Origin of the sequence: Corynebacterium sp. ACRPJ (genome assembly GCF_022347345.1) — a bacterium.
GTDB classification, from domain to species: domain Bacteria; phylum Actinomycetota; class Actinomycetes; order Mycobacteriales; family Mycobacteriaceae; genus Corynebacterium; species Corynebacterium tuberculostearicum_D.
Map to the genome: position 1 here is coordinate 13,118 of NZ_JAKRNC010000003.1, position 20,972 is coordinate 34,089.

21 protein-coding genes and 7 tRNA genes are annotated in these 20,972 nt (G+C 59.2%); 21 read left to right on the forward strand and 7 right to left on the reverse strand.

The genetic code is table 11. From position 1 onward, the window contains the following. The first annotated feature begins 13 nt into the window (after positions 1 to 13). The 4 genes from MHY08_RS02700 (at position 14) to dxs (ending at position 4,981) form a co-directional block, all read left to right on the forward strand. Complete coding sequence (locus MHY08_RS02700; RefSeq protein WP_239235191.1) at positions 14 to 961, forward strand: DUF3710 domain-containing protein; 948 nt, start codon at positions 14 to 16, stop codon at positions 959 to 961. Between the two features lie 17 nt (positions 962 to 978). Continuing rightward, entirely contained in the window at positions 979 to 1,701 is a 723-nt protein-coding gene (locus MHY08_RS02705; protein WP_370658780.1) for a DUF3159 domain-containing protein, read from the forward strand. Beyond that, a complete protein-coding gene (locus MHY08_RS02710; RefSeq protein WP_239235193.1) occupies positions 1,694 to 2,917 on the forward strand; it encodes a class I SAM-dependent RNA methyltransferase in 1,224 nt (407 codons plus the stop codon). The genes MHY08_RS02705 and MHY08_RS02710 overlap by 8 nt, the downstream gene beginning before the upstream one ends. A gap of 138 nt (positions 2,918 to 3,055) precedes the next feature. Continuing rightward, positions 3,056 to 4,981, forward strand: a complete 1,926-nt coding sequence (gene dxs / locus MHY08_RS02715) for a 1-deoxy-D-xylulose-5-phosphate synthase (RefSeq protein WP_239235196.1) — start codon at positions 3,056 to 3,058, stop codon at positions 4,979 to 4,981. A 20-nt stretch (positions 4,982 to 5,001) separates the two neighbouring features. On the opposite strand, the gene MHY08_RS02720 is transcribed toward dxs, so the two are convergent. Together MHY08_RS02720 and MHY08_RS02725 are read right to left on the reverse strand one after the other, a co-directional pair. Beyond that, positions 5,002 to 6,246: an HRDC domain-containing protein gene (locus MHY08_RS02720; RefSeq protein WP_239235199.1), complete on the reverse strand. Its 1,245-nt coding sequence runs from the start codon at positions 6,244 to 6,246 to the stop codon at positions 5,002 to 5,004. Between the two features lies 1 nt (position 6,247). Continuing rightward, the gene (locus tag MHY08_RS02725) at positions 6,248 to 6,841 is read right to left on the reverse strand and encodes a DUF3000 domain-containing protein (protein WP_239235411.1); all 594 of its coding nucleotides are present in this window, start codon (positions 6,839 to 6,841) and stop codon (positions 6,248 to 6,250) included. A gap of 212 nt (positions 6,842 to 7,053) precedes the next feature. Here MHY08_RS02725 and hemQ point away from each other — a divergent pair, with 212 nt between their 5' ends. Beyond that, positions 7,054 to 7,755 (forward strand): hydrogen peroxide-dependent heme synthase, encoded by a 702-nt coding sequence (gene hemQ, locus MHY08_RS02730; protein WP_239235202.1) that lies wholly within the window; start codon positions 7,054 to 7,056, stop codon positions 7,753 to 7,755. A 114-nt stretch (positions 7,756 to 7,869) separates the two neighbouring features. On the opposite strand, the gene msrB is transcribed toward hemQ, so the two are convergent. From msrB to MHY08_RS02755, 5 genes are all read right to left on the reverse strand, one after another. Then, positions 7,870 to 8,292 carry a peptide-methionine (R)-S-oxide reductase MsrB gene (gene msrB, locus MHY08_RS02735; protein WP_239235204.1) on the reverse strand — a complete coding sequence of 141 codons (423 nt, stop codon included), beginning with the start codon at positions 8,290 to 8,292 and terminating at the stop codon, positions 7,870 to 7,872. Between the two features lie 9 nt (positions 8,293 to 8,301). Further along, positions 8,302 to 9,453 (reverse strand): glycosyltransferase family 87 protein, encoded by a 1,152-nt coding sequence (locus MHY08_RS02740; RefSeq protein ID WP_239235206.1) that lies wholly within the window; start codon positions 9,451 to 9,453, stop codon positions 8,302 to 8,304. Positions 9,454 to 9,471: 18 nt separating this feature from the next. Beyond that, complete coding sequence (locus MHY08_RS02745) at positions 9,472 to 10,158, reverse strand: pyrimidine reductase family protein (RefSeq protein WP_239235208.1); 687 nt, start codon at positions 10,156 to 10,158, stop codon at positions 9,472 to 9,474. 72 nt (positions 10,159 to 10,230) lie between these two features. Continuing rightward, entirely contained in the window at positions 10,231 to 11,133 is a 903-nt protein-coding gene (locus MHY08_RS02750; RefSeq protein ID WP_239235210.1) for a DMT family transporter, read from the reverse strand. 73 nt (positions 11,134 to 11,206) lie between these two features. Next, positions 11,207 to 11,278 (reverse strand) — tRNA-Val (locus MHY08_RS02755). A 245-nt stretch (positions 11,279 to 11,523) separates the two neighbouring features. Between MHY08_RS02755 and MHY08_RS02760 the strand changes: the two genes are divergently transcribed. The 16 genes from MHY08_RS02760 (at position 11,524) to MHY08_RS02835 (ending at position 20,952) form a co-directional block, all read left to right on the forward strand. Next, a tRNA-Gly gene (locus MHY08_RS02760) sits at positions 11,524 to 11,599 on the forward strand. Between the two features lie 47 nt (positions 11,600 to 11,646). Next, positions 11,647 to 11,718: transfer RNA gene (locus MHY08_RS02765), tRNA-Val, on the forward strand. A gap of 38 nt (positions 11,719 to 11,756) precedes the next feature. Further along, a tRNA-Gly gene (locus MHY08_RS02770) sits at positions 11,757 to 11,832 on the forward strand. Between the two features lie 30 nt (positions 11,833 to 11,862). Further along, positions 11,863 to 11,933, forward strand: a tRNA-Cys gene (locus MHY08_RS02775). A gap of 27 nt (positions 11,934 to 11,960) precedes the next feature. Further along, a tRNA-Val gene (locus MHY08_RS02780) sits at positions 11,961 to 12,032 on the forward strand. Positions 12,033 to 12,076: 44 nt separating this feature from the next. Continuing rightward, positions 12,077 to 12,152, forward strand: a tRNA-Gly gene (locus MHY08_RS02785). A gap of 103 nt (positions 12,153 to 12,255) precedes the next feature. Next, on the forward strand, positions 12,256 to 12,483 hold the full coding sequence (locus MHY08_RS02790) for a hypothetical protein (RefSeq protein ID WP_204608806.1): 228 nt from the start codon (positions 12,256 to 12,258) through the stop codon (positions 12,481 to 12,483). 199 nt (positions 12,484 to 12,682) lie between these two features. Continuing rightward, complete coding sequence (locus tag MHY08_RS02795; RefSeq protein WP_239235213.1) at positions 12,683 to 13,249, forward strand: copper resistance protein CopC; 567 nt, start codon at positions 12,683 to 12,685, stop codon at positions 13,247 to 13,249. Next, positions 13,249 to 13,851 (forward strand): copper chaperone PCu(A)C, encoded by a 603-nt coding sequence (locus MHY08_RS02800; RefSeq protein ID WP_239192163.1) that lies wholly within the window; start codon positions 13,249 to 13,251, stop codon positions 13,849 to 13,851. The genes MHY08_RS02795 and MHY08_RS02800 overlap by 1 nt, the downstream gene beginning before the upstream one ends. A gap of 2 nt (positions 13,852 to 13,853) precedes the next feature. Continuing rightward, positions 13,854 to 15,080 (forward strand): Dyp-type peroxidase, encoded by a 1,227-nt coding sequence (locus MHY08_RS02805; RefSeq protein WP_239235215.1) that lies wholly within the window; start codon positions 13,854 to 13,856, stop codon positions 15,078 to 15,080. A 77-nt stretch (positions 15,081 to 15,157) separates the two neighbouring features. Next, positions 15,158 to 17,221: a threonine--tRNA ligase gene (thrS, locus tag MHY08_RS02810; RefSeq protein WP_239235218.1), complete on the forward strand. Its 2,064-nt coding sequence runs from the start codon at positions 15,158 to 15,160 to the stop codon at positions 17,219 to 17,221. A 46-nt stretch (positions 17,222 to 17,267) separates the two neighbouring features. After that, positions 17,268 to 17,807 carry an HIT domain-containing protein gene (locus tag MHY08_RS02815; RefSeq protein ID WP_239235413.1) on the forward strand — a complete coding sequence of 180 codons (540 nt, stop codon included), beginning with the start codon at positions 17,268 to 17,270 and terminating at the stop codon, positions 17,805 to 17,807. After that, a complete protein-coding gene (gene pgsA / locus MHY08_RS02820; RefSeq protein WP_239235219.1) occupies positions 17,800 to 18,405 on the forward strand; it encodes a phosphatidylinositol phosphate synthase in 606 nt (201 codons plus the stop codon). Before MHY08_RS02815 ends, pgsA begins: the two co-directional genes overlap by 8 nt. Positions 18,406 to 18,443: 38 nt before the next feature. After that, a complete protein-coding gene (locus MHY08_RS02825; protein ID WP_239235220.1) occupies positions 18,444 to 19,388 on the forward strand; it encodes a phosphatidylinositol mannoside acyltransferase in 945 nt (314 codons plus the stop codon). Next, on the forward strand, positions 19,388 to 20,491 hold the full coding sequence (locus MHY08_RS02830) for a glycosyltransferase family 4 protein (RefSeq protein ID WP_204608821.1): 1,104 nt from the start codon (positions 19,388 to 19,390) through the stop codon (positions 20,489 to 20,491). The genes MHY08_RS02825 and MHY08_RS02830 overlap by 1 nt, the downstream gene beginning before the upstream one ends. Continuing rightward, positions 20,491 to 20,952 carry a hypothetical protein gene (locus MHY08_RS02835; protein WP_239192134.1) on the forward strand — a complete coding sequence of 154 codons (462 nt, stop codon included), beginning with the start codon at positions 20,491 to 20,493 and terminating at the stop codon, positions 20,950 to 20,952. Before MHY08_RS02830 ends, MHY08_RS02835 begins: the two co-directional genes overlap by 1 nt. Positions 20,953 to 20,972: the final 20 nt, after the last annotated feature.

Below are 20,972 nucleotides of genomic sequence, written 5' to 3' on the forward strand. Positions count from 1 at the left end.
GGACGTAGCACCCATGGGAATCTGGCCCTTTGGCAAGAAGAACGACGAAGAAAAGAAGGCTCAGGACAAGCCTGCAGCACAAAGCGAAAAGCCGGCGGCCCCCACGTCCGCGGATGCGGAGGCGCAGGAGACTTATGCTCCAGTAGGCGACACCGCGGCAGACGCTGCGGCGGCTTCTGGAAACGAACCCCGCGAATTCGCCCATGATGCCATCAATGGCCAGACCGGCCCCTTTGATGGTGACTCCGTCGATATCGAGACCTTCGATTTCAGCGACTTTTCCATTGGCGTACTAGATCTGGGTTCCCTGCGCATCCCACTGCCAAAGGAATCCCAGGTACAGGTAGAAATGGGCGAACAAGGCCCACGAATGCTGCACATCGTGACCAAGGTAGGCCGAATTACTCCCGTAGCCTTTGCCGCCCCACGTAAGCCAGGCCAGTGGGCAGAATCCGTGGAGGAAATTAAGGAGGGCATGAGCCGCGACGGACTTACCGTCACCACCGAGCCGGGGCCTTGGGGTGCTGAGGTCGTGGGCAAGAACGACAACGGCCAGGTCCGCGTTATCGGCGCAGATGGTCCGCGCTGGATGCTGCGCATGACCCTGGCCGCGCCGGCCGGTATGGAAGCCGACCTCGCAGACATGGCTCGCGAGGTAGCCGCCCGTACCTTCGTCTACCGCGGAGAAGACCCCATCCTGGCAGGAAACGCTTTGCCAGTCATCATGCCCGAGCAGCTGGTAGAGCAGGTCAAGCAGGCCATGGACCAGCGCCAGCAAGAACAGCAGGCAGCCGTTAATGCTCAAGACCACCCAGAAAACGGCGTGGGCGGCCCTGACCCTGCGGCAGAAGCAGAGGCGGAACAACACTTGCGCGATTTGGGTGGCAGCCCACAACAGGGTGAAAATGGATCGTCCCCGCAGAATCCCGATGAGGGATCTGCACCTAATTCCAAGAACTAGGCAAAGCAGTAAACCACGTGACACATTCTTCCTCGCCGCAACCTTCCCCGGACGCTAAGAACCTGGACTCTGAGGAGTCTGCTGCCGAACCCACCTTGCTGGAGCAAATGGGTGGCTTATCAGGGCTCGTGTCGGCTACTTTGCCGGTCATTGTGCTGATTCCTGTCAATAATTTCTTTGGGCTGGGACCAGCCTTGGCAGCGGCGCTCGGCGTGGCCGTTGTTATTGCACTCTGGAGGGTAATCCGGAAAGAGACCCTGCAGCCAGCCATATCGGGTCTGCTGGGAGTGGCCCTTTGCGCAGCCATCGCCTGGTTTACCGGTGATGCCAAAGGGTATTTCTTGTACGGCATCTGGATGTCGTTGGCGCTGTGTATTGCCGCGGTACTATCAATCCTCTTTCGGTGGCCCGCTGTGGGTGTCATCTGGAAGGGGATTAATGGCGAGGAAATGCAGTGGCAAAAGGTTGCCCAGGCGCGCCGGGCCTATGCCATCGCTACTGGTGGGTGGGCGGTTATCTTCCTGGCCCGTTTTGTTATTCAGCGCGCCATTTATGATGCGGATGCAACCACGGCCTTAGGGGTGACCCGAATCTTGATGGGGTGGCCATTGACGCTTCTAGTTACGGCGCTGACCGTGTGGATGGTGCGCCGCGCGGATGCAGCCGTTGACGCAGCGGCGGGCGCAGGTGAGCACACTAACGCAGAACGAGAACCAAAGTCTGAGGCAGAAAATGACTGAATCAACGATGAGCCGCGGCGATAGTCTTGAGGTCACCATTGACCGCATGGCGCACGGCGGGGAAGGAATTGGCCAGGCGCCGGATGGGCGAGTGGTATTCGTTCCTCGCGCTTTTCCTGGTGACGTCGTAAAAGCTACGGCCGGCCGTGTAAAAAAGTCGTTCATTAAGGCAGAGCTGGAAAGTGTACTAAGTCCTGGGTCGTTGCGCGTTCCATCGTTTTGTCCTGCAGCCGCGCAAGGAGCAGGCTGCTGCGATTTTGACGAGCTGGATCCCGCGGCTGAAACCGGAATCAAGGCAGAGATCTTGACGGATCAGCTGCGCCGAACCGGCGTTGTCACCGGCGAGGAACTGAAAATTGAGCAGCACACCCTAGAGCCGGTTCGGGGATGGCGCACGCGGGTGAGGTGGGGCGTCGATAAGCAAGGGCGCGCCGGAACCCGTCAGCGTCGGTCCAATGAACTCATTACGGAAGCTGCGTGTACGCAGCTGGCTCCGGGATTGGCAGAAGGGCTCGTTGGAGAGGGCGCGCGCCGGTTTACCCCAGGCGCCGAGGTCATCGCCGTTCTCGATGGCGAGGGCAACCGCCACGTGGTAGAAACCCGCAAGGCCCCGCGCGGGCGCCGCGTGGAGACCATTCGTGAGGTGGTAGAAGGCAGCGGCAAGGTGCACGAGCATGTCGACGGGCGGACTTTTAGCTTTCCTGCTACCGCCTTCTGGCAGGCCCACAGCCACGCACCGGCCGCGTATACCGATCTGATAGAGGAGTGGCTCGGGGGCCGCGAGTACCAAGAGCACACCGCCTGGGATCTCTACGGCGGCGTAGGCCTATTCGTTCCCTCACTGGCCCATGCCGTGCAGGGCAAGGTTATCTCCGTGGATTACTCACCGGCGGCTACGGCCGGGGAACAGGCCGCCCTTGCGGACTGCGATGTGGAAGTAAAGTCCGCGAAGGTGGAGCAGGTCGCCGCCCAGCTTCCCAAGCCTGGCGCTGTAGTCCTTGATCCGCCGCGCACCGGAGCAGGGGAGGACGTGATTCGTTCCGTGGCGGCCGCTGCACCCCAGGCGGTCGTTCACGTGGGATGTGACCCCGCCACCTTCGCGCGCGACTTGGGATACTGGAACCAGCACGGATACGGAATAGAGAAGATGGCACTCATTAACGCGTTCCCTGGAACGCACCACTTTGAAACGATTGCGCTCATTACCCCTGCCTAATGAGCCTTTGTGGCTCCGAGGCGGGGTGTTGCACGTTGCCGCGCCGTTCTCGGAACATTGACCGATATAATATTCACCGCCCGCCGCGGGTACGGTAGAAAAGAAGAACTAAGCACAGAAGGAGTTGAAGGCCGCTCCATGACTATCTTGGATACCATTAACTCGCCGCAGGACCTCAAGGCACTGTCTGCAGACAAGCTTGAGGAGCTGGCGGCAGAGATTCGACAGCGCCTCATTGACAAGGTCTCCGTCACGGGCGGACATCTGGGGCCTAACTTGGGCGTGGTGGAATTGACCATTGCGTTGCACCGCGTATTTGATTCTCCGCGCGAGCCCATTATTTTTGACACTTCGCACCAGTCCTATGTGCATAAGATGCTGACTGGGCGCACGGATCAATTCGATACCTTGCGGCAAAAGGATGGCCTTTCGGGGTATACGGACCGCGGCGAGTCCGAGCATGACTGGACCGAGTCCTCCCACGCTTCGGCCTCGCTGTCTACGGTCGATGGCTTGTCTAAGGCCTTCAAGATTCGCGGCGACGGTCACCGCAATGTCATCGGTGTTGTCGGCGATGGCGCCCTCACCGGCGGCATGTGCTGGGAGGCGTTAAATAATATCTCGGAGGACAAGGGCCGCAATGCGGTCATCGTGGTCAATGACAACGGCCGTAGCTATTCGCCCACTATCGGTGGCATTTCCGAAAACCTTGGCCGTATCCGTTCCCAGCACGGTTATGACGAGCTCATGGAACAGGGCAAGCGCCGCTTGAAGCAAATGGGATGGGTAGGCGAGCGTGCCTTTGATGCCTTGCACGCCATGAAAGAGGGCGTCAAGTCCACCGTCTTGCCTACCGAAATGTTCCCGGAACTGGGCATGAAGTACATCGGCCCCATCAATGGCCACGATATCGATAGCTTGGTACATGCCCTGACTTATGCCCGCGATTATGACGGGCCCATCATCGTGCACGTGGTTACCGAAAAGGGCCACGGATTTGCCCCGGCCGTCAATGAACCGAAGGACCAGATGCACTCTACCGGTGCTATCGATCCGGTCACCGGTGTGGCTAAGGGCACCAAGCAGCCTGGCTGGACGGCCGCCTTCTCAGAGGAACTGGTAGCCGCTGCCGAGAAGCGCGATGACATCGTAGCCATTACCGCCGCAATGGCAGGTCCTACTGGGCTCGCTCCCTTCCAAGAGCGCTTCCCAGAGCGGTTCTTCGATGTGGGAATTGCCGAGCAGCACGCAATGACCTCTGCCTCCGGTCTGGCGCTTGGCGGGATGCACCCCGTCGTGGCGGTATATTCCACCTTCTTAAACCGCGCCGTGGATCAGGTCATTATGGATATTGCGCTGCTAAAGCTGCCGGTAACCATCGTGCTTGACCGCTCCGGAGTTACCGGTTCCGATGGCGCTTCGCACAATGGCGTGTGGGATATGGCGCTCATGAGCATCGTGCCGGGAATGCATATTGCCGCCCCGCGCGATGGCGCGCGCCTGCGGGAGCTCTTCCGCGAGTCGCTAGAGATTGAATCTGGCCCGTCCGTGGTGCGCTTCCCTAAGGGCAATTTGCTGCCGGATATGGAAGCGGTGGATACGTTGGGCGATGGCGTAGACATCCTGCACTATGGCGAAGCCGATGCCGGGGAGGACACCCCTGAGGTACTCATTGTTTCTATCGGTGCCATGTCCGCGCGCAGCATCGAGGCTGCGAAGCTGCTCGACGAGCAGGGTGTGAACGTTACCGTTGTTGACCCGCGTTGGGTAGCGCCGGTGGCAAGCTCTGTGGTGGCTCTCGCCGCTGACCACGACTTGGTGGTTACTGCAGAAGACGGCCTTGTACGCGGCGGTATTGGCTCCATGATTTCGGAGGCCCTCAGCGCAGCCGAGGTCGATACTCCTGTGCGCCGACTCGGCGTCCCAGGTTACTTCCCTAAGCACGGGTCCCGCGGCGAGGTTTTGGAAGAGTTCGGGTTGACGCCTGAGCTTATGGCGGCGTCGATAAGCGAGTGGCTAGAAAACCTCACTGCTGATGCCAACGCGCGAGGAGAAGAGGACTAAACCTAGCCCACTAAATATTCCTAGAAAAGACCGTCCACGATAATCGGGGCGGTCATTTCTATTTGCCATTCGCGCGCGCCCTCCGCGCGCAGGAAGGCAGCGACGTCGCCAGGCTGCCGGATGGCGCCGGCGACAGAATCAGGTCCGCGGTGGCGCTTATTGGCGCGCACACCTACCTTCGCCCATACCGCTGCACGCACAGTGGCAGGGCGGATAAGAAGCTCGGATGGCATGCCGAGTTCAGTAGCGAGATCGGAGATATCCGCGCGGATAGTTTGGTATATCTCCCATAGGTCCGGGTAGTCCTTGGCCCAGATGGTTTTGGAAGGAACCGGTTGTGGGGCGCGATGGACGCGAGGCCGCTGCTGCGGGGGAACGGTGCGCGCTTGGTTAAGTACAGCCATCCACCGGGCAGTCGCGCCCTTGCGACGGCGAGGAAATCCCTTGACGCGGGTAAGTTCGCCGGCGGTGGTGGGAAGGGTGCGCGCAATTTCTACCAGCGTCTTATTTCCTAATACCCGGCCTGGCGCAGTGTCCGTGCGCCGAGCGATAGCGTCGCGCTTAGCCCACAGCGCTCGAGCAGCAGCGAGCTGACTGCCGCTGCGTAAACTGGAGATGCCCTTCAGATCGCGCCACGTGTGCTGCTGGGGAGCGAAGTCTCCGGAATGTTCCTGGACTATGGCGGAAAATTCCTCCAGCGCCCAGTCCATCTTGTCTTGTTCGGCCAAAATGTCGCGCAGGGCGTCGGCTAGCTCGAGGAGCAGTTCCACATCGAGCGCGGCGTAGGCCTTGAGTTCCTCGCTAAGCTGCGGGGTGGACCAGTCGGCGTCGCCGTAGCCCTTTTCCAATTCGACGTCAAAAAGCTCTGCGACCACAGTGCCCAGATTGGGCCGTTCAAATCCCGCGAGCCGTGCCGCCAGTTCCGTATCAAAGATGGAGCCGGGAAAGAGACCGAGCCACCCGAGACAAGGCAAATCCGAATGGGCGGCGTGAATAATCCATTCCGCGCCGTTCAGTACTGGAGCAAGGGCGGCTGTGAGCTCCTCGCGGTGGCCCTCAGGGGCAAAAAGCATCGTGCCCGCGCCGCGGCGGCGAATTTGCACTACGAAGGCGCGATCATCGTAGCGATAGCCGGAGGCGCGCTCGGTATCGATGGCAAAGGGGCCCGTACCCGCGGCGAGACGGGCTGCGGCAGCGGTGAATTCCTCCGGGGTGGCAAGAACCGGCGGGATGCCCTCGAGCGGCCGGCTGCGCAATTCTGGCATATTAGCGGCCGAGCTCGGTGACGCCCTCAGGGGGTAGTCCGGCAACGTTGGCCAATACCTGGGCAAAGGCCTGCACGTGGGGTGCGAGATCGAGGCCTTCGGCAGTCCACGAAGCGCGCATTTCGATCTGGTAGGCGCGCGGTGGGCCGCCAATCTCGCCAAAACGCACGGACGCGGTGGAGGTGACGGTGCCGCCCAAATTGGTGTGGTCGGCTCCTTCCTTTTCCAGGCCTTCATTGAGCCATTGCCACGCCACATCAGGCAAGAGCGGGTCGCCTGCTACGGCATCGTCCATATCCGCCTGGATATACGCCACAAGGCGCATGGCGCCCTCCCAAGCTTCCTCAGCGCCCGGATCGTGGAGCAGGATGAGGCGGCCAAAGGCGTCGCCCTCTGCATCGGTGGGCACGATATCTGGGTCGTCTTCGTTTCCCACTTCGAGGCCGATAGCGTGGCTAAACGGCGCAAGGCGTTGCGGTGGGCGAATGGAGCCTAGGGTGATCTCAGGGCGCAGGTCGGCCGCGTGCATGGACTCCACTGCTTGGGTGAAAGTGGCGGGGGTGGCTGGCTCGTGGCTTTCCGCCTGCCCGTGCAAAGGGGTGGGGGCGGAGGCCTCGGCGCTGCGTGGGGTGATCGATTCGGAATTGCTCACGACGTTCAAGCTATAGTTTCGCGTCCTCTAGCTGGGGGAGGCGCGCCGATGCGGAGGCGTGTCGTCCTCCTCGTGGCCGGGAAGTGACAACGTTCTATATCCAACTTATGATGGATATGTTCGTTAACCCAAAGGCTTCTGCAAAGGAGAACGCAATGGCAAAGCTCGACTACAAGGAACTCAACGCGGTTCAGCAATATTCCCAGCACGCGGTTTTTAAGGTGATTCCGGGCGCGCTCGGCACTGAGCGAGCAGAGATCATCGCCCAAGCGCAGGAGTTCTTTGCCGGCGTGGAAAAGGCCGGGAAGGTAACGGTGCGCGGCATTTACGACCTCACGGCTATGCGCGATTCCGCCGACTTCATGATCTGGTGGCACGCTGAGGAATTCTCTGACCTGCAGAAGGTCTTTGGGGACTTCCGCCGCGAGACCACTCTGGGGCAAGTCAGCGAAGTGACCTGGGTGGGCAATTCCTTGCACCGTCCGGCAGAGTTCAATAAGTCCCACCTGCCCTCCTTCATTATGGGTGAGGAGCCGAAGGAGTGGATCTCGGTATACCCCTTCGTGCGCTCTTATGACTGGTACACCATGGATGATGAAAAGCGCCGCCGCATCCTTATGGAGCACGGCATGCAGGCGCGCGACTACCCCGATGTCCGCGCAAATACCGTCCCAGCCTTTGCCCTGGGTGACTACGAGTGGATTTTGGCCTTCGAGGCGGATGAGCTCCACCGCATCGTCGACTTGATGTACCTGATGCGCTACACCGAGGCCCGCCACCACGTGCGCGAGGAGATTCCTTTCCACACCGGCCGCCGCGTCAAGGACGTAGCAGAGCTCATCGCAGTACTGCCCTAAAAGTAACGCCGCCCAGCAGTAGCCCTGCTTGGCGACGTCCCCCTCTTAGCCGCGCCCCGTCACTAGCCTGCACGTTAGGCTGCTGACGGGGCGCGCTTTCTTGTGCCTGCCACCTTAGGCGGTGCCACCTTCTACCGGCTTTTCCTCCAAGTCCAGGCAGATGGAGTTGATGCAATAGCGCAAGTCGGTGGGGGTATCGTAGCCCTCGCCCTCAAAGACGTGCCCCAGGTGGGATTCGCAGTTGGCGCACAAAACCTCTAAACGGCGCATGCCTAGCGAGTTGTCTTCGCGCTCAATGATTTTGTCCCCTGCGAGTGGGGAGAAAAAGGAAGGCCAGCCGCAGTGGGACTCAAACTTTTCCGTAGAGCGGAAAAGCTCCGTTCCACACGCGCGGCAAGAATAGACCCCCTCGGTGGTGGTATTGGTGTACTCGCCTACGTGGGGCGGCTCGGTGCCGGCTTCGCGCAGGACGTAGTATTCCTCGGGGCTTAAGCGCTGGCGCCATTCGGTATCGGCAATGAGCTTGAAATCGGTCATGGGCCGAGTCTAAACCGTGCTGCGCGCGGTACGCCACCAGCCGGCGACCGTAGCGAAAATTGCGACGATAAGCAGCGCCCATCCCGCCGTGGCCGTGAAAAAATTCATCCACCGACCAGCATCCGGGTGCGCTGTAGACGCCCAGGAAACGGGAGCCAAATAGAAAAAGGCCGCAAACCACGCACCCGCAGAATGGAAAACCGATCGCTTGAGCACAACGGTAAACATCAATGGGAATAGCCACATGGAGTAATACTGCTGGCCAAGGGAAGACAGGAAGAAGATACCCACCATGATCGCCCCGCTCGTCGTCAGTGCCCACAAGGTCGGGTCGGAGTTGCGCCAGCGCAAAAGCCCGAGAATCGCTGCGGCCGAAAGCGCGGCAAAAATCAACCACACGGTCCAATACAGTCCCGCGCCAAAGTCAACGTAGGCGTGGAAGCCTGCCCAGGAGGAATTGGCATAGTCACGGGTTTCTGAGAGGTAGGGCAGGAGGTTATCCACAAAGCCGCTAGCGCCCGGCACGAGCGGCCACGCTAGGAGGTTGAGAATTACCGGTACGCCAATGCCGGTAGCAAGACTGCGCCATTGCAGCTTGACCAAGGGCAGGAAGAGCAATGGCGCAAATTGCGGCTTAATGACGATGGCCAAGCCAATGACCACGCCTGCCACCCAGCCCAGCCATGGGGTGCGCTCGGCGCGCACGAAAGCCCACAAGAACACGGCCATGCATAGCAAGAGAATGCCGTTGATATTGGTAAAAGCGAGCGTATTGGTCACCGATTCCGTGACAAAGGCCAAAGCGATAGATACTGGCCACACTGCCGAAGTAAGTTTACGGCCCACCGTAAGGGTGAGCACCGCTAGCGCTGCCACGATTGCAGCAGCGTTGGCGACGATGAATAGTCCCCGTGCTAGCGAAAAATCAATATGAGCTAGCGGCGCGAGCAGCAGCGTCGCCCCCGGGGTATACAGGTACAGCGGGTCAACGTGGTTATAAGCCTGCTCATAAACCGGCTGGCCAGTGGACATGCGTGCCACAGCGTTATACACGGTGGTGAAATCATCCGTCGGCGTGCCATTGCGCGCGACGATGAACACGCGATGCACAACAAGCAGGATGGCCACGGGCCAGGCAGCGGCATTGATACGGGAATTCACGGCCCCTTAGTCTACGGCCTAGCGGGCGCGGGAATACCGCAGAAACACCGTGCCATCCTGATCGGTCGCGACATTTTCTAACTGCATGCGGCGATGGGAATGCTCGCCCTTAAACGTCGCCATGGGAGTTTCCACGCCGGTAGATAGATGTGGGTCCAGGGTCAAATACATTTGGTCGATGGCATCGACATCTACCAACTGCCCAATCATTCCTGGCCCGCCCTCACACAGCACGCGCTTAAACCCGCGGTCCTTTAAGACAGATATGTAGTCCTGCACGGTTCCTTCGCCAGCATCGCAGACTTCCGCGCCTGTGGATTCGATGGTCGCGATGCGCTTTGCGAGCTCTTGATCGTCCCGGCTGCTATGGGGGACTAGGAGGATGGGCGGGGTAGTAAAATCCGTGAAGAAGTCCGAGGTGATATCGAAATCAAGGCTGCGGGAAGGCACGGCAATAGGAGTCGGCCGCGAACCAACCCCGTTAGGTTTTACTCCGGAGTAGTCCTCTGCGCGCACCGTTTGCGCACCCACCAACACGACGTCTGCCCAGTTACGTAGAGCAGTAAAAAGCTGCCCGTCAGTGTCGTTTCCCATGTCCTCGGAAACGTGGTTCATGGTTGCCGAGCCGGTTAACGTGCTAACCATATTCGTGCGGACGGTGAATACATCACCGGAATCGGGGCCCAATAGCGAAGAGATATCCATGCCTTCCCAGCCTAGTCAAGGCACCAGATACCCAGCACGGCAAAGTACCGGGCATAGCCACAGGAGAGGGGCTTACACTAGGCGGATGAGTATTACGCCAACCAAGATCACTGCAATGCCGGCTACCTGGCGCATGGCGACGCGGGCACCCCGCATCCGATCAATGAGCACGGAGCCCAACATGGAACCAAGAAGGGTTGCCACCACAGTAAGCCCAGTGCCAATCTGCGGTACTAAGGCCGCGTTGCCAAAGACAAACAAGGCTCCCAAGGCGCCGCCTGCCCACATCCACCACGGGTTAGCCTTTCCCTCGGGACGCTCAATGCGAGGGCGCCAGCGCAAAACAATATTGAGCATTACGAGCGCGGAAACGCCAATGCTAAAAGACACCAAAGCCGCACTAACGGGCGACCCGGTAATCTGGCCCAGGTGGCCGTTAATGGCGGATTGGCTTGCGGTAAAGCAACCAAAGACAAAGCCTGCGAGGCGCCACAGCCACAACGCCATAGCGCTGTCTTCTTGCTTCGTTGGCGCGCCGGGGCTGGCGACAATAGAAATCACTCCACCGAGAACAACTAGTGCACCTAGAGTGCGAATCAGGGACAGTGGGGAAGTGGGGGAGTCAAACAGCCCAAAGTGGTCGATGACAAGGCCCATCATGATTTGGCCCGCGATGGGAAGGACTACGGTCTGGACCGCACCCAGATGAGGAAACAACAGGATATTTCCAGTAAGCGCAACCACGCCGAGCAGGCCACCGAACCAAATCCACAGCGGTTCCCCAAAGGCACGGGAAATACCAAACTCGCCGCCGGTGACGGCTGTCGCAATGACAAGCAAAGTCATCGTGCCCACGGCAAACGAGATGAGCGAAGAGGAAAACGGCGTGCCAGTAGATGCGCGAAGGCGCGTATTAACCAGGGTCTGAACGGGTAGAACGAGTCCGGCGAAAATGCCTAAGAGAATCCACAACACGTCGGGACACTTTACAGGCATATAAAGAAACCCGCCCAAGCCCCTTTGGAGTGGAGCGGTGGGCGGGAAATTGTGGTCCTAACTGGGATTGAACCAGTGACCTTTCCGGTGTGAACGGAACGCTCTCCCACTGAGCTATAGGACCTTGCGGTGGCTAAATCTACACCGCACCAAATTCAAACACCTAATTGGCTGGGCAGGAGTGCGCATCAAGGGGAGGCGGCCTGCGGTCCACTGTCTTGGGAGAATCACACCAGTGTGTTTTGGGATGGCCCAAATGTGAAAAATCGGTGCCGGAAAGAATGCCGCTGGGCTGGGGATTTGGAAACTGGCGCGGAGCACGATAATGTTTCTTCTCGCACCGCAACGGTACAAAGTTCGCGGGGCAATGCGGATGTAGCGCAGTTGGTAGCGCATCACCTTGCCAAGGTGAGGGTCGCGAGTTCGAGTCTCGTCATCCGCTCCACGCTTTTCTAAGGGTTCGCCTGTGAAGAGTGATTCTAAATGAATAGCGCGCGATTAGCTCAGTGGGAGAGCGCTTCCCTGACACGGAAGAGGTCACTGGTTCAATCCCAGTATCGCGCACAAGGACTTTGTCCTAGAAACCGGGCCTGGTTTCGCATGCGGATGTAGCGCAGTTGGTAGCGCATCACCTTGCCAAGGTGAGGGTCGCGAGTTCGAGTCTCGTCATCCGCTCCAGCACTGTATTGTGTGAGGCGGTATCGCCACGGTGGAATGGCCGAGTGGTGAGGCAACGGTCTGCAAAACCGTGCACACGGGTTCGATTCCCGTTTCCACCTCAACTTCTTAATGCCTTCGGGCATTAAGCGCGATTAGCTCAGTGGGAGAGCGCTTCCCTGACACGGAAGAGGTCACTGGTTCAATCCCAGTATCGCGCACGAGAGTCCTACTTGGGGCTCTGCAACAAACTCCGGTTTGTTGTGCGGATGTAGCGCAGTTGGTAGCGCATCACCTTGCCAAGGTGAGGGTCGCGAGTTCGAGTCTCGTCATCCGCTCCATATAGCCACCCCTGTAACGGGGTGGCTTTTTCTATGTTTTCTTCTGCGCTTTGTGCGATACGCTTGCCTTTGCACGGTCAAAACCCTCAGCGGAGGAGGAAAGATGTTACGCGCATTAGTGGTACCGCTATTGCTTGGAGCTTGCGGCTTCGCGTCTTTTGTTTCTGGGACTGTTCTTTTCTTTGCGGGCCTTAATGCGGCAGATGCGGGTGACGGCAGCGGCAACGCGGCGTGGCCTTTGGCGCTTATCGGCGTAGGCACCACCTTGGTTATTTTTGCCCTGATGGCTTCTGGTCCGTTTTTTAATGCCCGACAAATGGAGAGCTCCTAAGGTAGGGCCCGTTCGAATTGAGTCAACTTGCCTTACATAGTGATAAATACCTCTTTTTATTGCGAAGGTGGAACTCGATCCCAGTTCAAGCCGACATATGTCTCGACGCTCTGCTTTTGTGATTGCCGCTCTGGCAAGTCGCGGGGCTAGTATGTCTGACAATTCAACTTGTGCATTTTCAACACAAAAGGAGCTATCTATGGGCTACCGCGTACCTTGGCTGCGCCGCACGGCGGCAGCAGTCGGCACTGCAGCACTGGTTCTGGGCGGGTCGATGCCGGCCGCATTCGCGCACGACTCCGTTATTGGCGGTTCGGTCAAAGACGGCGACCAACTCGATGAGTTCCCTAAGGAAATCACCCTCGAGTTTTCTGGCATCCCCAAAGAAGACTTCAATACCTTTGCCGTGACCAACGCGGATACTGGTGAGAAACTTTTTAGCCAGGAACCAAAGCTCCATGAGCGGGATCTCACCATTGAGACCCCTGCGGATGTCCATCCTGGGCCGGGTAATTACCAGGTGGGTTTCCAGATCACGTCTTCGGACGGACACGCTACCCGCGGCGGTGTGGAATTTTCTGTCAAAGGTGACCCCACCGAGAGCACCGAGGCAGCTGCTGCTGAATCATCGTCCCAGGATGAGGATGAGGGCCTGCCGACCGCGCTGAAAATCATCCTGGGTGTGGGCGGCGTTTTGGCAATTGCCGCAGTAGCTGCCCTATTTATTGCCAAGTCTCGTCGCATTGATTCGGAAGGTGAAAAATAATGTCCAAGATTTCTAGCATCGCCCTTGTGGGCTTCACTGTGGCCGGCCTCGCCCTGGCAGGTTGCTCACCGCAAAACCAAAATGATTCCACCGAGTCGAAGGTGGATGCTTCCACTAGTGTCGGGGAAACATCCTCCGCTGCGGAATCTAAAGAACTGACCTTTGAGGATGCTGTCGTGCGCGCCAATGAGGACAAGGACATGACTGCTATTTTTGGCACCTTGGTGAACCATACCGATAAGGACATCGCTATCACCGGTTTTTCCACCAGCCTCAATGCCAAGGTGAACCAGATGCATGAGACTGTCGATGGCAAGATGCAGGAAATGTCGAGCCCACTAGTAGTCAAAGCCGACGAGTCCCACGAGCTGGCACCTGGTGGTGACCACTTCATGCTCATGGACATGGAAAACCACATCGCTCCCGGCGAATCCCTTGACCTCAAAGTGGAACTAGAGGGCGGCGAAGAGTTCGATCTGGGCGAGATCCAAACGCGTAGCATGCCTGCTGGGAATGAGGATTACGGCGATATGAAGGGCCACGAAATGTCCCACATGGAGCACGGAGATATGTCCCACAATAAGGAAGGCCACGACCACTAGTTATGTCTGGATTCAGCAGAAGGGGATTTCTTACCGGCGCTGCGGTATCGACCAGCGCCTTCGCGTTGGCTAGCTGTAATGACCAGGGTTCTTCCCCGGATGCTCAGGCAACGGATCGGCCGGCGCTTGCCGACGCCCTCGTGGCATTCGACGGCGACCATCAAGCGGGTATCGCTACCGCAGCGCAGGCCCACCTGAATTTGGTGGGGTTTGACCTTAAAAGGGGCGTCGACAAGCGGGGGTTTGCCAGCCTCATGAAGCTGTGGACCGAGGATGCCCGCGCGCTGTGCACGGGGGAGGCGCCGCTGGGCACGCTGGAGCCAGAAATGGTGCAACAGCCTGCCAACCTGACTATCACCTGCGGTCTAGGCGAAGAGGTTTTTAACCTGCTCGGAGTGGACAAGCCACGGTGGCTGGGAGATGTACGCCCCTATGAGCGCGATGAGCTGGAAGATAAGTGGGGTCAAAGCGATCTCGTCCTGCAAATCTGCTGCGATGACCCACTGATGAATACCTACGCCCTGCGGCACATGGTGCGCGCAGGCGAGCACTATGCCAGCGTGAAGTGGTTGCAGCAGGGCTTTATTAACGCCTATGGCAGCCAGGAAAAGGGCGCCACCGCGCGCAATATGTTTGGGCAAAAGGACGGCACTGTAAACCCACGCAGCGAGGAGGACTTCGCAGCCCAGGTGTGGATTGATAAGGGCCCGCAGTGGGCCAATGGGGGAACGGCGATGGTGGTGCGCCGCATCCGCATGAACGTGGATACTTGGGAAAAGCTGGATCGCTCTTCCCGCGAGAATGCTATCGGCCGCAAGCTCGATACTGGTGCCCCGCTCACCGGCGAGGACGAATTCGACGCCGTGGATTTTGACGCGGTAGATGACTATGGACTGCCGGTTATCGATAAGAACTCGCACATGGCGGTAGCCGCCCCGCCGGCCGATCATCCAGAGCAGCGCATCCTGCGCCGGCCGTATAACTATGAGCTGGCTCCCGATGGCAAGGATGGGCAGCTTTCCAATATTGGCCAGGTTTTCATCTGCTACCAGCAGGATCCAACCCAGCAATTTGAGCCTATCCAGGCCCGCTTGGATGAATCCGACCTAATGAATGAATGGCTCACCCATATTGGCTCCGCTATGTATTTCTGTCCGCCGGGCACCCTTGCCGCCGATGGACGTGAATCATGGTGGGCAAAATCGCTCTGTGAGCATGCGGGGTTGTAGAATGGCTATCCGTAAATTTAAATAGCGGACGCGGCCAGGTATGCCGCCGACGCACGAGCGCATAAAGGAGCGCGATTATGGCGGAACTCATCCCCGCAGTACCGGTCAATTACGATTCCTTCACCGTGCCCGCCGGCCAGGCCGTGGGCGCAGCAATGCGAGAGCTCAACCTTCCCAATAAGGGCCCTGAGGCTGTCGTAGTCGTTCGCGGTGAGGACGGCACTCTCTTCGATTTGTCGCACACCCCAGACACGGAGTCCACCTTCACCCCGGTTGCCGCCAGCGAGGAAGACGGCCGCGCCGTCATCCGCCACTCCTGCGGCCACGTTATGGCCCAGGCCGTGCAGGCCGAATTCCCCGGCACCAAGCTGGGCATCGGCCCGGCCATTGAGAATGGTTTCTACTTCGATTTCCAAACCGCCGAGCCTTTCACGCCGGAAGATCTCAAGGCGATTGAAAAGCGCATGAAGAAGATCATCAAGGGCGGCCAGCGCTTCGAGCGCCACGTCTACGAATCTGCTGAGGAAGCGGAAAAGGCCCTCGCCGAGGAGCCCTTCAAGCTCGAGCTGGTCCAGGACAAGGGCAACGTTGACCCTGACTCCGACGAGGCCGCAGAAGTCGGTTCCGGCGATCTCACCCACTATGACAACATCAACCCGCGCACCGGGGAAGTAGAGTGGTTCGATCTCTGCCGCGGCCCGCACGTACCGACCACCAAGTACATCCCGGCTTTCACCCTGACCCGTTCTTCTGCCGCCTACTGGCGCGGCGACCAGTCCAAGGCTGGCCTGCAGCGCATTTACGGCACCGCTTTTGAGTCCAAGGAAGCGCTGGAGGCCTACCAGACCATGGTGGAAGAGGCGGAAAAGCGCGACCACCGCCGCCTGGGTCAGGAACTAGATCTCTTCTCCTTCCCGGATGAGATTGGCTCCGGCTTCCCGGTATTCCACCCGAATGGCGCGACCGTGCGCATGGAGATGGAAAACCACTCTCGCAACCGCCACGTCCAGGCTGGGTACTCCTTTGTTAACACCCCGCATATCACCAAGGGTGACCTATTCAAGAAGTCTGGCCACCTGGACTTCTACGCCGACGGCATGTTCCCGCCGATGCAGCTCGATGGCGAGTATGACGAAGAGGGCAATACCGTCAAGGAGCCGCAGGACTACTACGCCAAGCCTATGAACTGCCCGATGCATAACCTGATTTTTGCATCCCGTGGTCGTTCCTACCGCGAGCTTCCGCTGCGTCTGTTTGAGTTCGGTACCGTCTACCGTTACGAAAAGTCTGGCGTGGTCCACGGTCTGACCCGTGCCCGCGGCTTTACCCAGGACGATGCCCACATTTACTGCACCGAAGAGCAGCTGGAAGAAGAGCTGACCAAGGTCCTCGACTTCATCATTTCCTTGCTGAAGGACTACGGCCTGTCTGACTTCTACCTGGAGCTTTCTACCAAGGACCCGAATAAGTTCGTTGGTTCTGATGAGATCTGGGAGCGCTCTACGTCTATCTTGCAGTCGGTCGCAGAAAAGTCCGGCTTGGAGCTGGTTCCGGATCCCGCAGGTGCAGCCTTCTACGGCCCGAAGATTTCTGTGCAGGCGCGCGACGCCATCGGCCGTACCTGGCAGATGTCTACCGTGCAGTTGGACTTCAACCTGCCGGAGCGCTTCGAGCTGGAATACACCGCGTCTGACGGAACGAAGAAGCGCCCGATCATGATTCACCGTGCGCTCTTCGGCTCCATCGAGCGATTCTTTGGCGTCCTGCTGGAGCACTACGCCGGCGCCTTCCCAGCATGGCTGGCACCGCACCAAGTGGTGGGCATTCCGGTGGCTGATGAATTCTCCACGCACCTCGAAGAGGTTGCCGCCCAGCTGCGTCAGAAGGGTATCCGCGCCGATGTGGATACCTCTGATGACCGCATGCAGAAGAAGATTCGCAACCACACCACCGGTAAGGTTCCCTTCATGCTGGTGGCTGGCGCACGCGACGTAGAAGCTGATGCCGTGTCCTTCCGCTTCCTCGATGGCACCCAGGTCAATGGTGTGCCGGTAAAGGAAGCCGTGGAGCTCATCGCCGCATGGGTAGCAGAGCGTAACAACGAGCAGCCGACCGAAGAGCTCATCAGTGCCCGACGCTAAAGAGACACACGAAACCGACAGCTCCGCCGTCGCTGAAAACCAAGCGGTGGCGGAGACCTTCGTTGACTCAGGTGCTGGCGAGCCGGACCGTCTTGAGCGGTTATGGGCGCCTTATCGCATGGCCTATATTGCCAAGCGCTCTAAAGACCCCTTCGTGGAAGCCCCGAAGGGCAGCGATGAGGACGGGCTCATTATTGCTCGCGGCAAGACCGTCTATGCATTGTTGAACCTGTTTCCGTACAACGCCGGGCACCTCATGGTGGTGCCGTATCGCAAGGAATCGCAGCTGGAGAACCTCACGCAAGAGGAATCTCAGGAGTTGATGGCCTTCGCACAAAAGGCCGTCCGGGTGCTCAAGCGGGTTTCACACCCAGAAGCCATCAATGTAGGCCTAAACCTGGGTCGCGCTTCGGGCGGCTCGGTGGGAGATCACCTGCACCTGCATGTGGTGCCAAGGTGGCCCGGGGATAGTAACTTTATGACTGTCCTCGATGGGACTAAGGTATTACCGCAGCTTCTGCAGGATACGCGCCGCGTGCTGGCAGAAGGATGGCGCGAGATGGAAGAGGAGGATTCGCGTGCTTAGCGTGCATGGGCGAAAGCCCGCCGCCGTGGTGGTGGAACCTATAGCCAAGGCCTTTTTGAAGCTAGGCCTGACCCCGAATGTGGTCACGGTTGTGGGTACCATAGTCACCATTGCGATTTCGGTGATCCTCATTCCTACCGGCCACCTTTTTTCCGCTGCCGTTTTGTCCGGCCTCTTCGCCGCTTTCGACATGCTCGATGGCACAATGGCGCGCTTGACCGGCAAGGCTACTGCCTTTGGTGCGACCTTGGATGCGTCCTGTGATCGCATCACCGACGGTGCATTGTTCAGTGCTATTGCATGGTGGCTGATTTATTCTACGGATTCTTCCCGCATCACGGTTATTGCGTGCTTTGTCACCTTGGTATGTTCTCAGGTCATTTCCTATATCAAGGCTAGGGGAGAAGCGTCCGGGTTCAAGATGGTCGGCGGCCTGATTGAGCGTCCCGAGCGGCTTATTTTGGGATTGGGCGGCATCGGCCTCGAAGGCTTGGGAGTCCCGCATGCCATTGAGGTAGCGCTATGGATCTTGGCCGTTGGCTCCGTCTTTACCGTGTGCCAGCGTATGGTTATTGCTGCCCGCCAAGAGCAGCAGTAGCTGGTACTGCACCACCTAAAACAGGAGGTTGTGACACCATGTGGGATAGAGAAGACCTCTCCGCGGCGGGTTACCTGGCGGGGTGGAAGGTGGTGCGCCGTCTGCCCGAGCCCATTGCGCGCACGCTTTTTCGCTGGGGTGCGGACTACGCAAGTAGCAACGGTCGGGGAATGGAGGGCTTGCGCCGCAACCTAGCGCGAGTGGTGGGCCCGGAAAACGTTACCCGCGCGTTGGTGCGGGATTCCGTGCGTTCTTATATGCGCTATTGGATGGAGGCGTTCCGCCTGCCAGCTATCCACGGTGATGCCGGGCTGCATGAGCGCTTGCTCAGTGGTTTGGAAGGCCTTGAGCATTTTGATGCTTCGGCTCAATCCGGCCGCGGCACCATTTTGGCGTTGCCGCATTCCGGCAATTGGGACATGGCGGGTGTCTTCCTCGTTGGCCATTATGGGCAGTTCACCACCGTTGCGGAGCGCCTTAAGCCCGCAGTGCTTTTCGACGCCTTTGTGGACTACCGCGAAACCCTTGGCTTTGAGGTTCTTCCCCTCACCGGCGGCGAAGCCTCGCCTTTTGCTCGCCTCAAAGAGGTGCTGGAAGCCGGTGGCGTGGTATGCCTGTTGGCTGAGCGCGACCTGACCCGAAGCGGCGTTACCGTGGATTTCATGGGGGAAGAGGCTAATATGGCCGCAGGCCCCGCGCAGCTTGCTATAGAGACCGGCGCCGCCCTGCACGTGGTGCACTCGTGGTTTGAGGGCGAGGGCTGGGGGCTCTCTGTGTCTCCTGAGCTTGAGGTAACGGACTTGCAGGAGACAACTCAGCGCATGGCCGATTGCTTCGCCGCCAATATCCGCCGACACCCAGCGGATTGGCATATGCTGCAGCCGCAGTGGAATGTGGACATAGAGAGGCGTCGGCAAGCGCGGGCGGGCAAAGAAGCCCGCAATGCCCGCCACACCGGGCCATCGCAGGAAGGGGAGAGCTAGTGCGCATAGGAATCGTATGCCCCTACTCCTTCGATGAACCAGGCGGAGTTCAAGCCCATATCCTTGATCTAGCCACGGTCTTCATTGAGCAAGGGCACCACGTACAGGTCATTGGCCCCGCTGCGGAATCCACCCAGTTGCCGGATTTCGTAATCAAGGGAGGGCCGGCTTTCCCCATTGCGTATAACGGTTCGGTGGCGCGCCTGTCCGTGGGACCCCACGTCACACGCAAGGTAAAGCAATTCATCAAGGAGGGCGACTTCGATGTCTTGCACATCCATGAGCCTAACTCCCCGAGCTTTTCCATGACCGCGTTGGCCGTGGCCCAAGGCCCGCTGGTGGCGACGTATCACGCTTCCGCGTCGAGCTCCTTGGTGTTGACTTTGGCCAAACCTTTCCTCGTTCCCTTTTTGGAAAAGATCCGCGGCGGCATCGCGGTATCCGATATGGCGCGGCGGTGGCAGGTGGAGCAATTGGGCGGAGACCCGGTCCTTATTCCCAACGGCGTGGATACGTCGGTTTACGCGCAGGCTCGGCGCCGCAGCCCGGCTAAGGCCCCCGGCGATCCCCTGGAAGTTGTCTTCTTGGGGCGGTTGGATGAACCGCGCAAGGGCCTCGATATCCTACTGAGCGCGCTCCGCCAAGTACACCACGATATCCGCGTGACCATCATGGGCGGTGGTCGCGCCCGCGAGGTCGAGGGCGTGGATTTTGTAGGCCGGGTAAGCGACGCCGAAAAGGCGGAAATCCTGGGCCGCGCCGATGTCTACGTGGCCCCAAATACCGGCGGCGAAAGCTTCGGCATCGTGCTGGTAGAGGCTATGGCGGCCGGCGCGGCTGTTGTTGCCTCTGACCTCGAGGCTTTCCGTGCGGTGTGCAATGCCGATTCCGACGAGGTTGCCGGCGCGCTGTTCCGCAACGAAGACAGCGAGGATCTGGCTCGTGTCCTCAACGAGGTGCTTGATGACGCCGAGTATCGGGCCCAGTTGGTGCGCAATGGCGTCCAACGCGCCAGCACCTATGACTGGGACCATGTAGCGGCGGCCGTGATGCAGGTCTACGAGACTGTCCAAGACGGCACCAAGGTGAGGGTAAAGCGTTGATGACCATTGAAATCGCCCTAGTCCTCTTCCTACTTATCATCGTAGGTTTGTGGGCACTTTTTACCGCCCAGCGGCTTAACTCGCTGCACATCCGCACTGATGCCTCGCTGGCCCAGCTGCAGGCGGCACTTGACCGCAGGGCAGCGGTGACAGCGGCGGTCGCACCATCGCTTGCGGCGCTAGCTCAGCGAGCAGAGTCTACCGAGCTCTATCAAGGCCACTTTGAACCGCGCACGATGGTCGAGCGGGAACTATCTGCCGCCATAGTGAGGGAGTTTCCCGCGGACCGTCGCCCGGCCGCGCTTGCCGACGCCGAGGGCCGCATCCAACTTGCCCACCGCTTCTACAACGAAGCGGTCAGCGACACTCGCGCGCTGCGCCTGCGTCCTGCGGTACGGCTCTTTCATCTGGGTGGCACCGCAAAACTGCCGGAATATTTTGATTATATGCTGGCCGAGTAGCCAACAGTTCTACCTCAAGA